The organism is Mycoplasma amphoriforme A39 (genome assembly GCA_000723365.1).
Taxonomy (GTDB): domain Bacteria; phylum Bacillota_I; class Bacilli_A; order Mycoplasmatales; family Mycoplasmoidaceae; genus Mycoplasmoides; species Mycoplasmoides amphoriforme.
Genome location: HG937516.1, coordinates 328,419 through 341,567, shown reverse-complemented (window position 1 = coordinate 341,567; position 13,149 = coordinate 328,419). Strand labels below are relative to the sequence as shown.

Sequence of the window (13,149 nt, the reverse complement as noted above, 5' to 3'; positions counted from 1 at the left end):
TTATTTATGGTGTTTTTTACTTCTATAATGATCTTTAATAATTTTAGTTAATTCTTGAAAAACATCATTATAAACTTTTTCTTTAGATTGATTTGCATCAATAGAAAATACCAGTTTTTTCAATTTTTTCATTCGCTTAGTATAAGAATCATAAACACGTTTGTGGAAATTTACATCCAATTGTTCCAAACGATCAGGGTCATTTCGATGCATTTTAATGCGCTCTAAAACTAGATCTGGCTTTAGGTCAAAAAAAAAGATTTTTTGGGGTTCTAAATTATTTGTTGCCCCTAGTGCATTCAGTTTAAATATCAAATCTTCGCCAAGTTCTCTTCCCGCCCCTTGATAAGCAATTGAAGAATCAACATAACGGTCGCAAATTACAACATCACCATTCTTTAGATAATCTAAACCTGTACCGTGAAATAACTCCGCCCGTGAAGCAGCAAACAAATACGCTTCGGTCATGCTTTTCATTTTATTTTTATTAGAAAGTAATAACTCCCGAATTTTTTCACCAATATCACTTCCACCCGGTTCATTTATAAAAAAAAATTCAGGATGTCTCTCTTTGTTGATTAGATTAAAAATTTGATTTTCATCTTTTGAAAAATACGGATCAAGTTCTCTTTTTAATCGTTCTACAACTGTACTCTTGCCAGAACAATCAGGTCCTTCAAAGGTCACAAAAAGTCCCTTATGATCCATTATTTAATGACCTCTACACCTAGATAAGGGATTAATGCTTTGGGAACGGTTATTGTTCCATCTGCTTGTTGATAATTTTCCACAATAGCCGCAAACAGCCTGTCGATGGAAACTCCAGTGCCGTTTAAAGTATGAACAAAAGAAGTTTTCTTGGATACTTTATCACGATAACGAATTTTGGCCCTTCGTGCTTGAAAATCACCACAATTAGAACATGATGAAATTTCTTTATAACTATTGTAAGAAGGTAATCAAACTTCTAAATCGTAAGTTTTGCTAGCACTAAAACCCATATCACCTGTACACAAAATAATCCGACGAAACGGAAGTTTCAAGAGTTTTAATATACTTTCAGCGTCTTGAGTAAGTTTTTCGTGTTCTAATTTTGAATCGTTGGGTAAACAAATTTTTACTAATTCGGTTTTATAAAATTGGTGCTGTCTAATCACGCCTTTGGTGTCTCTGCCAGCACTACCAGCTTCAGAGCGATAGTTTGTGATTGAAGCCACAAAGTATTTAGGTAGATCTTTTTCTTCCAAAATTTCATCACGATGATAATTGATTAATTGAACCTCTGAAGTTGATGATAGATAATAATCAGACCCTTCGATTTTAAAAACATCTTCTTTAAATTTAGGAAACTGGCCAGAGCCATAAAAGGAGGTTGCATTCACAATAACTTGCGGCATTATTTCTGTATATTTTTTCGTGTGAACATCTAACGTAAATGATTGTAGTGCCCGAATTAATTTCGCTCCTAAGCCCTTATAAGTAACAAACCTGCTACCTGTAATTTTTGTCGCTCTTTCAAAATCAATTAAGTCAAGATTGCTCGCCAAATCCCAGTGTGGTTTAGGATTAAATTTAAAAGACGGTTTGATACCATCTTTAAAAATTTCTAAATTATTTTTTTCATCTTTTCCAATTGGAACACTAGCATCTGCCAAATTGGGCATGATGTAAGCAATTGCTTCAACTCTTTTAGAAATTTCTCTATATTTTGCTTCTTGTGATTCGCTAGCTGATTTTAGTTTCGCTCCTTCTTTTTGCAGTTCTTTAATTGTTGTAGCATCTGTGCTTTTAGTTAAACTAATCTTTTTGGCTAAGATATTTCGTTGGTTATTTAACGTTTCGATTGAACGAAGCAGACTACTGGCCTGTTTATCTAGTTTTAAAAATTCATCTAATAAATTTAAATCAAAGCCACGATTGATAAATTTTTGTCTAAGCTCTTCGATATTAGTTTTCAACAATGCTTTATCTAACATAATTTTCTTATAACGATATTAATTATACATTAGTTTTAATTTGATTAAATTTTGATAAGTGTTATCTTCGCTGTTTAAAACTTATTGTTCATTTAATAAGGTTCGTTATTGGTTTGCTAATCTAAGAATTAAAATTAAAGTATTGATTATTAAAAATTGTCTAGTTATTTGTTAAGAATTTGAATCTTCGTTTTCATCATTCTTAACTTCTTGAACAGTTGTCACATCTACTATGCTGTTTTGTGATGCATCTTCAATATTATGTTCTACTTCATGCATTTCGCTCGGTGAATCACCTTCGCTATCTAATGAATTTTCGGCCGCGAATAAAGAAACCGCTTGAAGTTTTTCGTTTTCTTTAAGTTTAAATAATTTAACACCTGAAGTGCCCCGACCAATTGATGATAAAGAACTTAAACCAATTCGAATAATTTTACCAGTTGATGAAATCATTAATAAATCTTCATTTCCCTTAACAACATTGGTAGAAATCACTTTGCCGGTTTTTTCATTAACTTTTAAGGTTACAACGCCGCTAGATCCCCGTTTGGTCAAACGGTATAATAACCGATCGGTAAGTTTACCTACACCATTGTCGCCAATTGATAAAACTAGATCACCAGTTGCTGATGAAGATAATCCAATAACATTATCTTTTTTAGGATCTAAACGAACACCCCGAACACCTGCAGCTGTTCGGCCCATGGCCCGAACATCTTTTTCTTTAAAACGAACTAGTTTACCGTTAGATATCCCGATATGAATCTCATCATCTCCAGTTGTTTTAATAACAGAAAATAAATTATCGTTTTCTTTCAAACTAACTACGATCTTACCGTTGCGATTAATTCTTTCAAATTCAGAGAGCTTTGTTCGTTTCACCACACCTTTTTTGGTACAGTAAAATAAATAGCCAGATTGATATTCATCAACAGATAATAAAGATTGCACTTTTTCATCCTTTTCAATATCAATAATATTTTGTGCAGGTGTACCTTTAGCAATTCTTGAGCCAACCGGAATTTGGTGAGTTCGAACTCGGTAAACTTTTCCTTTATCAGTAAAAAGTAATAGATCAGAATGGGTTGAACAAATTAATAATTTACTTACATCATCATCTTCGTAAGTATTCATTCCTTTCACGCCGGTTCCACCACGGCGTTGCGATCGATATGTATCCACTGGAATGCGTTTTAGATAACCTTGGACTGACATGGTAACAACGACATCTTCAACCGGGATTAAATCTTCATCATCGATTGACGAAGATACACCTTGGATAATTTCGGTTTTTCGCTTGTCACCAAAACGTTTGTTAATTTCGTCTAATTGCTCGCTAATAATTCTTAATTTATGGTCAAAATTAGCAAGAATGCTTTCGTATTCTTTAATTTGTGCTTGCAAATTGGATAACTCTGATTGTAACTTCTCCCGTTCTAAGCCGCTTAGACTACGCAAACGCATTTCTAAAATTGCTTTTGCTTGAATCTCAGTTAAAGCGAATTTTTCCATTAAATCGTGCATCGCGACTTCATTATTAGATGCTTCACGAATGATTTTAATAATTGCATCAATGTTTTTGGTAGCAATTACTAAGCCTTCAAGAACATGCACTCGTTCTTTGGTTTTTTGCAATTCAAATTCGGTTTTTCTTGTTAAGACTTCAATTTGGTGTTCTAAATAAATTTCTAAAACTTGTTTAACGTTTAAAAGTTTCGGTTCACCTTTAACAATTGATAGTAAATTAACACTAAAAGTTGTTTGTAAATTGGTTTTTTTAAATAATTGATTTAGTAAAACTTCCGGAACTATATCCCTTCTTGCTTCAATCACCAAACGAATCCCTTCACGAGAAGATTCATCACGCAAATCAGTAATACCATCAATTTGTTCAGTTTTTACTAAATTAGCAATTTTTTCAGTTAAATCGGCTTTGTTTACTTCATAGGGAATTTCTGTCACAATAATAGATGATTTGCCATTTGAATGGGTTTCAATGTGAGCCTTCGCGCGCATCGTTACAGTGCCGCGGCCGGTTTCAAAATAGTTAGTGATTCCTGAATCATCTAAAATTTCGCCAGCAGTCGGAAAATCTGGACCTTTAATAACTTTTTTTAATTCTTGAATACTAACATCTTTATTAGAGATTAACAGTTGAATACCTTCAATTAATTCACTTAAATTATGCGGTGGAATATTAGTTGACATCGCAACAGCAATTCCTGATGCACCGTTGGCTAATAAATTAGGGAATGGTGATGGCAAAACTAGTGGCTCTTGCTCAGTTGCATCGTAATTATCAATAAAATCCACAGTGTTTTTATCGATGTTTCGTAGCATTTCAGCCGACATTTTTGATAATCTTGCTTCAGTATAACGCGAAGCGGCAGCTGGGTCACCATCGACTGAACCAAAGTTTCCGTGGCCATCAATTAGTGTGTAACGCATTGAAAAGTCTTGAGCCATTCGCACCATGGATTTGTAAATTGCTTCGTCGCCATGGGGGTGAAATTTACCCATTACATCACCAACAATTCTTGCTGATTTTTTGTAAGGTTTATCAGATGTCATGCCCCCAACATGAGCAGCATATAAGATCCTGCGATGCACTGGTTTTAAACCATCACGAGCATCAGGTATCGACCGGCCTAAAATTACTGACATGGCATATTCTAAAAATGATTCTTCAAGTTCAGAAGCAATTGAGACGTTTTTAATAACCGTTTTTTCTAGGGTTGAACGAATTTCATTTTTAATATCATCAGGTTTCATTATTATTACTTTATCCTTCTATAGTCAAATATAAGGTTATGCTTGAAGATCAATATTACGAACGTTTTTAGCGTTTTTTTCAATGTAATCTTTTCGTGGTGAAGAATCTTCACCCATCAAAAGTGAAAAAGTTTTATCAGCCACTACAGCATCTTCCATGCTAACTTTAAGTAATACGCGCTTTTCAGGATCCATTGTGGTTTCTCACAATTGGACTGCATCCATTTCTCCTAATCCTTTATAGCGTTGCAAATCATATTTTTGATTAGGGTTTTTTTGTTTCCAATCCTCCAATTCACTTTCCGTATTCATGTAAAGGTTAGTTTTTCCAAAACTAACTTTAAATAAAGGTGGTTGGGCAATATAAACGTGACCGTTTTCAATCAATGGTTGCATGTATCTGAAGAAAAATGTTAACAATAACGTCCGAATGTGGGCACCATCCACATCAGCATCGGTCATAATAATGATTTTATTATAACGAATTTTTGTTAAATCGAATTCTGGATTAACCCCGGCACCAACCGCCGTTACAATTGTTGCAACTTCAGCATTACGAAAAGCTTCTTCTGATGTAATTTTTTCAACATTTATGATTTTACCGCGTAACGGTAAGATTGCTTGAAAGTATCGGTTGCGTCCCATTTTGGCCGAACCACCCGCCGAATCTCCCTCGACAATAAATACTTCAGATATTTCAGCATCTCTTGTTGAACAATCAGCGAGCTTACCAGGAAGAGAAGCAGAATCAAATGGCGATTTTCTTCTTGTTAATTCCCGAGCCTCCAGTGCTTTTTTACGTGCATTCATTTCAACAATTGCTTTTTGAATAATTGGAATGCTTTCATCAGGGTTTTCCATCATAAAGCGCTCAAAAATTTCACTAACAATATTGTTTGTGAGAGTTTGAACTTCAGAATTTCCAAGTTTTAATTTTAACTGACCTACAAACTCAGGATTGGGGTGTTTAACCGAAACGATAGCAGTTAATCCCGAACAAATATCTTCTTTTTTAATATCTCCATCTTCTTTTTTTAAAAGCTTTTTTTCTAAAGCATATTTATTTACAATTTTTGCAATAGCAAATTTAAAGCCATCATCGTGCTTTCCGCCTTCAACTGTATGAATGTTATTACAAAAAGTGTAGATTGAGTTATTGTAGGTTTTATTGTATTGAAAAGCAACTTCGACTTTGATATTATAAGACTTATTTGATTCGTTTGAAACTTTTGTATTTTCTTCTTTTTCACCATAAATAATAGTCGGAATTAAAGGTTCTTTTTCCGAATTTAGGTATTCAATATATTCTTTAATACCACCACTGTATAGCCACTCTTGGTTTGTTTCTTTTCCAACTCGTTTATCTTCAAAAATAATTCGACAATTTTTGTTTAAAAAAGCTAATTGTTGCAAACGATTTTGAATTTTTTTCGAATCGTATTCAAACCTTTCCATAATCGTAAAATCTGGTCGAAATTCAACTGATGTTCCTGTACGCAACTCGTTTAGTTCTTCAATGATTTTTAATTCACCTTTCGGTATTCCGCCGCGTTCAAATTCCATAAAGTGAACTTTTTTATCACGATAAACCCAGACTTTAAATGAATCACTTAATGCATTAACTACAGACGCACCTACTCCATGAAGTCCACCTGCAACTTTATAATTGGTGTTATCAAACTTACCACCTGCATGCAAAACGGTCAATACTGTTTCAACACCTGATTTTTTTGTTTTTGGATGAATATTGGTAGGAATTCCCCGGCCATTATCTTCAATGAAAACTCTTTCCTCGTCCAAAATTGTCACTTTCACGATGGTGGCAAAGCCAGCCATAACTTCGTCAATTGCATTGTCAACGATTTCTCAAATCATATGGTGTAAACCATCTTGACCTGTTGATCCAATATACATACCAGGTCTTGTTCGAACCGCTTCCAGTCCTTCTAAAACTTTAATATTATCAGCACTATAATTAGCTATTTCTTCTGTTTTAGCCATTTTCTATCCTTATTTGTTTAATGAAAAGTTAACGACTTATCTGAAAGGCCTCATCGTCGATTTCTACGATATCGCCTTCGTACAATTTTCGACCACGACGTTTTTCGATTTCTTCATTAATGATAATTTGATGGGTACTAATGAAGTTTTTAACTTCTCCTCCTGTTGAAATTTTATTGATTAGTTTTAATAATTGACCAAGTGTAATAAATTGAGTTTTTAGTTTAACTATCTGGTTCATGATCCTCTTAATACATAATGTAACTTAATTTAAATTCATCAACTTTAATTAAGTACAACACGTAAACAATTGTAACATTTTATTATATTTAGTGAAAGCCTATTAAAATAAATTAAATTATTAAATCTATTTACTTAAAAACCGTGGGTTTTCAGGTGACATGATTCAAGAATGAAAACTAATATTATTGCTAATTTTTAAACATCTACTAGGTAACATTGTTTTTAATGCTTAATTGCTTCATTCAAAATTAATCTTTGTACTCATATGTTTTGTAATCAAAAATCCGGTTGTTAGGATTTTCCACTTGATTATTTGGAACAAAAAATCACAAATGGGTTTTATCGGTATTCAAAATATTCGTATAAATTTTGAGCCGTTTGTTAATTTTGGGAACGACTCGCATTGTAATTACTAAATCACCTTGCCAGCCTAATGCTTTGTTGCCTTTATTAAAAAATTCAGTTATTTCTCCGTTTTGAGTATTTGACGGAATTGTAAAAGCGTAGTTTCTTAATTCTTCGTGTCAAATTTCATGTCGTCGATCCTCGTTAATAACTTTAATTTTCAGAGGCATCCGAATGTTTGAACTTTTTTTAATTTCTTCAGGAGTTAACTCTAAAATCGCTTCGATATCAAAAAAACGCTTAGTTTCAATCCAAGCATTATAGTCGTATTTAATCTTTAAAAATTCGACAAGATTAGAAGCATTAACATAATTTGTACGTGTTTCATGTCTTGATAACAAAACTCGCTGTAAATTAAGACTAATCTTGAAATCCTTGTAAATTTCGTAAAAAGCTTGTGAAATATCTTTGTCTAAAAATGCACCCAAACCATCAATAGTTAAATTTTGATAATAGTTGTTGTAGTTTTCACAGGAACTAGAATCATAATCGTAATTTGAATCGAAGTTTCATTGTTTTGTTGGTGTATTGTTTTTCATGAATGATTCATGTCATAAATCACTTTGACTTTGATAATTAGAATGTGGATTTTGATTAGTAAAAATTTCAAAAGTTGCCGCATTACTAATATTTACCATCATGTCGTATTTAACTTTTTGAACCGGATCGCTAAGGATTGAGTAAGCATTGTTTATGCGAACGAACATGTCGTGGCCATTTTTATTCACATCAGGATGATATTTTTTTGCCATTCGTTTATATGCATTTTTAATTTCTTTAGAACTAGCATTTGATGAAATTTCAAGAAGATCGTATAAAGTCATATTTTAAAAACTGTTAATTGTTGGTACAAGAATTTGCAAAAAACCTGGTTCTTTTTCATCTATTATCATAAAAGGTTTTAAGTTATTTTCAAGTTTAAAAACAATTTCATCGTTATCAAAAACTTTTAAGTGTTCCATTAAAAAATTAGCATTTACAGATAGATCAATAGTTTTTCCTGAAAATTCTTCAATTTCTATTTTATCGATTGAACTTCCTAATTCGATACTTTTGTATTTAATTGAAAATAAATGTTTAGATATACTAATGTTGCAATTGGAAATTTTTTCAGTCGAACCAAAAACAATAACTCGTTCTAAAGCTTCGATAAGTTTATTTCGAGAAATTTTAAACGTTGTTTCGCCTTCGCTTTTAATAAGTCCATCAATTTTTGGATAGTTGTCATCAATGACATTACACGAAAGAATAAAATCTTTTGTTTTGATTGTAATATTTTTATCTTTAGTCAAGAATATAATTTCTTCATTAAGTTTTAAAAAAGAATTAACTAAATTTAAAACGTTTGCATTTATTAAAAAACTAAAAGGTTCACCATTGTAAGGAGTATTAAAAACAGAAAGTTTAAGGGAATCAGATGCAACAATACGTAATTTATTTTTTTCACTTTCACTGTCAAAGTAAATTCCGTTCAAACGATCTAATCTTTCAGACTGTCGTAAAGCCGAGTGAGAAACCTTTCTTACTGCTACTGCTAATGTTTTAGAATTTAATTTTATTTCTGTTCAACCGTTTGTATCAAAATCAATATTAGGAAAAGAAAAAGAATCTAGCGTATTTATATTTGATGTGTAATTTTTTGCTCGAATTCTAAGAGAAGAATCAATTTCTTCTAATTCAATGTTTTCTTCTCTTATTTTAGAAACCACATCAAGTAACAACTTGGCCTTAACTAAGACTCTTCCTGAATTTTCAATATCAATATTTTCACTAATTTTAAAACAGGATGAAATTATTCCATTGGAAGTAGTTAATTTAAATTCAGTTTCATTCGATTCAAGTAAAACACAAGATAAAATAGCACTAGAAACACTACTCGAAATAATGTTATTGGAGAACTTCAAAGCTTCCATCAAAACGTTTTTATTTATTGTTATTTTCATAATTAATTTTGACAAATCTTAGATTACTTAATAATTATTTTATTGATTTATATTATATTAAATATTATTATTAGTTGAAACAAAAATTGTGGAAAACTTAAAATTTAAAAAATAAAATTTTTCAATAATATGCAAAAACACTCTACGATTTAAAAAAAAGTCAAACAATCCAAAGAAAAACAAAAACGCACAAAAGTTTATTTTTTAATAATTTAACTATTTGTCGTAACAGACGCAAACATTAAATAACAAAAAAAAGTTTTACAAAAAAGATATCTCTAAAAAAAATTACAGACAAAAACAATTAAGGTTACTAACATAACAAGAAATAAACCAAACATTAAAATCGTAACAAATAATAATCGTTTTGGTAACTGTAAGGATATTTTATCATAGTAAATATAGAACAAGAATTAAATATAAATATTTAATTCTTAAAACAATAAGGAAAAAGAATAAAAATCCACTTATATATAATATAGAAAATATATTATAACTATATTACTAGTAATATAGTTAATTATTTTGCTATGAATGCAGGAATAAATCAAGCATTTGATGCCAATTATCAATCACATACAATTTGCATTAAATTAATTAAGAACAAACTTTATAAAGAAAACATCATAGAAACATCTGTAATTTTAAACAACTAAAAAAGAGAATCTTTAACGCACTTTTCAAGAGCAGTTTTAAGGATAAATTTAAAAATTATTAAATAAATCTATGATTTAATAAAGAAGTAAATTGTAAATTATATAGATGCTATGTTTATAGAGACAGTCTCTTAATAATTAAAGCATTGAAAAAATACTAGAATAATATTTAAACAATATTACATTAATAGCAAATTAGTATTTAAATAATATTATTACAATATTATTTTAATATTATAAAAATATTATTAAACCCTTGTTTTAGTTATATATACCTCTTTCTGCACTAACATCATGAAAATACTGAATAATTCTTTTGGTTTAACCAAATGCTAAATGTTTGATACCTGATCGTTAATTAATCATATTAATAAAAGTTAGCATGGGATTGAAAAACTTGTTTATATAGTTATAGAATTAAGAGTTAAATATTAAAGTAATACTAAAAAAATACTAGAATAATATTTGAACAATATTACATTAATAGCAAATTAGTATTTAAATAATATTATCACAATATTATTTTAATATAAATCTATATTGTTATAATATAGAATTAATATCGGATATGAGGTTTACATGTGATTATTTCTTTTATTAATAACAAAGGTGGAGTATTAAAAACAACTTTATCAACAAACATTGCTGGTGCAATTTCAAAAATTCACCCTACCTCTAAAACTGTTATTATAGATTTGGACGGCCAAGGTAATGTTTCTGCAACTTTCGGACAATATCCAGAAAAATTAAAAGATACATTAATCGATATATTATATGGAAAAAAAGATATCCAAGAATGTATTTTAAATGTTTTCCACGGCGTCGATATTCTTCCATGTAATTCAGAATTAAACTATATTGATTTAGACATATCTTCAGGTAAATATAAAGCATCTACAATTATAAATCTTATTAAAGATCTTGAAAAAATGTATGATTACGTAATTATAGACACCCCACCAGCGATGTCATTGGCTGTATTGGTAGCAATGAGAGTTTCAAGATTAATCGTTATCCCTTTTGAACCAGATCAATACTCTATTTTAGGTTTAAGAAGAATAGCAAAAACAATTGACGAATTAAAAGTGAAAAAAAATTCAAAATTATCAGTTCTTGTAGTTCCTACAAAAGTTAATTTAAGAACAAGATTGCATTCGGAAGTTATAGATCTTGTTAAGAAGAAAATCCCAATGAGTAAAAATTTTGTATCATATACAACAAAGTCTGCAGCATCTGTTGGCTATGAAAAACTTCCAATTGTTTTAAATGGACAAAAAACTAAATATCACGATGAATTTATTTCTATTGCAAAAGAAATATTAAATTTAGTTAAGTAGGTTATTATGAGTTCACAATCAAGTAAAAAACGAAAAACATTTATTGATTTATTAGAAGATGACATTTTTTCTTCCACACCAACTAAAACTAAAAATACCGATGAAATTAATGAATCTACAAATAAAACCATTGCTAGAACAGAATCTGAAGAAATTAAAAATTCAAACAAAATTTCAGAAAAACATGACACAGAAAGTGATTACAAAACCGAAAAAGAAGATTTAAAAATTGTAAAAAAAAATCTAAAAAAAAACACAATTATCGAAGCAATTGATATTGTTGAAGAGGAACCACTTGTTAAAGGCTTTCATTTTTATTCAAATGATCGCGTAATGAATAAAGTAAAGAAACTTGCCAAAGAAAAAAATATTAAATTATCAAAACTTATTACCATGATTCTTGATAAAAGCATAAGAGACTAATAAATTTATGAATATGGATTTGGAAAAACTAAAAGAATTATGAAAAAAAGTTCTTTTAAAAGCAAAAAAATTTATTCAGCCTGAAGTATTTTTTGACGAACATATAAAAAATTTAACTCCAAAAATTTTTCGTAACAATATTATTTATGTTGTTCCAAATTCGGCTTTTGCTCGAAGTGTACTAAACGATTCCCAATATATTGATCAATTTAATAAAGCAGTTCAAGAAATTTCTGGTGAAGAATACACCATTCAATTTGTTTCCAAAAGCGAATTAATTGCTAAAAACATGGAAAAAGAAAAAAAAAATACTAATGCTAACAGTGGATTAAACAAGAACATGTATTTTTCTAATTTCATTGTTGGTGAATCTAATAAACAAGCTTTTAACGCAGCAAAAGCAATTGCATCAGAAAAAAATCTCAAATGAAATCCCTTATTTCTTTATGGGTCAACAGGACTTGGTAAAACCCATTTAATTAACGCTATTGGTAACGAGTTTTCTAAAAATTTTCCAGAAAAAAAGGTTATTTGCACCAATATTGATGATTTTACGAGAGAAGTATTTGCAGCCATAAGTAACTCAAAAGTTGAAGAATTTAAAAACAAAATAAAAATATCTGATTTGTTAATTTTAGACGATGTTCAATTTTTGGCAACAAGAGAAAAGACCAATGAAATCTTTTTTGATATTTTTAATAACATGGTAAAAGATCAGAAATGAATTGTAATGACATCAGATAAAAAACCCGATCAATTACGTGATTTTGACGAACGAATGATATCGCGTTTTTCCTCAGGATTATCTGTGGAAATTACGAAACCAGATTCTTCAACTGTTTGTGAAATTTTAACTTTAAAATTACAAGAAGCTGACTGTGCTTTTAAAATGACTGAAAAGGCAATTGCGAAAATTATAAATTTATTTAACACGGATATTAGAAAATTAGAAGGTGTCTTAAATCGAATCGTTTTTTATGTTATGTCAAACTATGAGAATTTAACATTATTAGATGAAGAGCACATTGATAAAATTCTTGAGTCTGAATACCGAACGATAACCACTGAATTGAATAAAAATCCTGAAGGAATCATTGAAATAATTTGTCGTAATTACAATGTTTCGAAAAGCGGGGTTTTATCAGAGTCGAGAAAAAGCGAATTAACAAATGTTCGAAAAATTTGCATGTATGTTTTAAAACATAAATTAAAAATGACTCTTGCCGAAATTGGTAAAACCTTTCAAAGAGACCATTCGACTGTAAAAAGTTCAATCGACGGTGTTGAAAAAATGATGCTAAAAGATTCATCGTTGCGCCAATTTATTGAATCGATGATTTCAAAATTATAAGATCATTTTTATATTTGTTTTAGGATGACTTTATTCAAAATA

The 13,149-nt window shown here is 30.0% G+C and carries 10 protein-coding genes; 3 read left to right on the top strand and 7 right to left on the bottom strand.

Translation table 4 applies throughout. From position 1 onward, the window contains the following. The 7 genes from tmk to dnaN all read right to left on the bottom strand — a co-directional run bounded on the left by tmk (position 1) and on the right by dnaN (position 9,355). The gene (gene tmk, locus ABDB96_RS01315) at positions 1-708 is read right to left on the bottom strand and encodes a dTMP kinase (protein ID WP_343251721.1); all 708 of its coding nucleotides are present in this window, start codon (positions 706-708) and stop codon (positions 1-3) included. Continuing rightward, a complete protein-coding gene (gene serS, locus ABDB96_RS01310; RefSeq protein ID WP_343251720.1) occupies positions 708-1,976 on the bottom strand; it encodes a serine--tRNA ligase in 1,269 nt (422 codons plus the stop codon). The genes tmk and serS overlap by 1 nt, the downstream gene beginning before the upstream one ends. Positions 1,977-2,147: 171 nt before the next feature. Further along, positions 2,148-4,640: a DNA topoisomerase (ATP-hydrolyzing) subunit A gene (gene gyrA / locus ABDB96_RS01305; protein ID WP_425528241.1), complete on the bottom strand. Its 2,493-nt coding sequence runs from the start codon at positions 4,638-4,640 to the stop codon at positions 2,148-2,150. A 144-nt stretch (positions 4,641-4,784) separates the two neighbouring features. Beyond that, a complete protein-coding gene (gene gyrB, locus ABDB96_RS01300; RefSeq protein WP_343251718.1) occupies positions 4,785-6,749 on the bottom strand; it encodes a DNA topoisomerase (ATP-hydrolyzing) subunit B in 1,965 nt (654 codons plus the stop codon). A 28-nt stretch (positions 6,750-6,777) separates the two neighbouring features. After that, positions 6,778-6,990, bottom strand: coding sequence for a S4 domain-containing protein YaaA (gene yaaA / locus ABDB96_RS01295; protein WP_343251717.1), 213 nt, complete (start codon positions 6,988-6,990; stop codon positions 6,778-6,780). Between the two features lie 250 nt (positions 6,991-7,240). After that, positions 7,241-8,221: a J domain-containing protein gene (locus ABDB96_RS01290; RefSeq protein ID WP_343251716.1), complete on the bottom strand. Its 981-nt coding sequence runs from the start codon at positions 8,219-8,221 to the stop codon at positions 7,241-7,243. 3 nt (positions 8,222-8,224) lie between these two features. Next, entirely contained in the window at positions 8,225-9,355 is a 1,131-nt protein-coding gene (gene dnaN / locus ABDB96_RS01285; protein ID WP_343251715.1) for a DNA polymerase III subunit beta, read from the bottom strand. 1,222 nt (positions 9,356-10,577) lie between these two features. On the opposite strand from dnaN, the gene ABDB96_RS01280 reads away from it, so the two are divergent. The 3 genes from ABDB96_RS01280 to dnaA are packed head-to-tail and all read left to right on the top strand — an operon-like array spanning position 10,578 to position 13,107. Further along, positions 10,578-11,333: a ParA family protein gene (locus ABDB96_RS01280; RefSeq protein ID WP_343251714.1), complete on the top strand. Its 756-nt coding sequence runs from the start codon at positions 10,578-10,580 to the stop codon at positions 11,331-11,333. Between the two features lie 6 nt (positions 11,334-11,339). After that, on the top strand, positions 11,340-11,756 hold the full coding sequence (locus ABDB96_RS01275; RefSeq protein ID WP_343251713.1) for a hypothetical protein: 417 nt from the start codon (positions 11,340-11,342) through the stop codon (positions 11,754-11,756). Between the two features lie 7 nt (positions 11,757-11,763). Then, positions 11,764-13,107 (top strand): chromosomal replication initiator protein DnaA, encoded by a 1,344-nt coding sequence (gene dnaA, locus ABDB96_RS01270; RefSeq protein ID WP_343251712.1) that lies wholly within the window; start codon positions 11,764-11,766, stop codon positions 13,105-13,107. The last annotated feature ends 42 nt before the right edge of the window (positions 13,108-13,149 follow it).